Source organism: Proteus sp. FZP2095 (genome assembly GCF_023701425.1).
In the GTDB taxonomy this organism is placed as follows: Bacteria; Pseudomonadota; Gammaproteobacteria; order Enterobacterales; family Enterobacteriaceae; genus Proteus; species Proteus cibarius.
Map to the genome: position 1 here is coordinate 1 of NZ_JAMQBJ010000027.1, position 378 is coordinate 378.

The 378-nt window shown below is 46.3% G+C and carries 1 protein-coding gene; it reads right to left on the reverse strand.

What is annotated here, in order from left to right; translation table 11 throughout:
- A partial coding sequence (locus NBG71_RS18705; protein WP_250917081.1) for a GTP-binding protein occupies positions 1-378 on the reverse strand: 378 nt, incomplete at both ends.

Genomic DNA, 378 nt, shown 5'->3' on the forward strand with positions numbered 1-378 from the left:
ACGTCTTCGATTGGTAACAGGAATGGTTTGTCAATTGCACGCTCTGGTTCTGGGATGTATGAATCCAGTGCTTCTGCTAATTCAACAATTTTTGCTTCCCACTCAGCTTCGCCTTCCAGTGCTTTCAACGCTGAACCACGGATTACTGGAGTGTCATCACCTGGGAAATCGTACTGAGACAGAAGTTCACGAACTTCCATTTCTACTAATTCCAGTAACTCTTCATCATCTACCATGTCACATTTGTTCAAGAATACGATGATGTAAGGAACACCAACCTGACGACCTAACAGGATGTGCTCACGAGTTTGTGGCATTGGGCCATCAGTCGCAGCAACAACCAGGATAGCTCCGTCCATTTGCGCAGCACCAGTGATC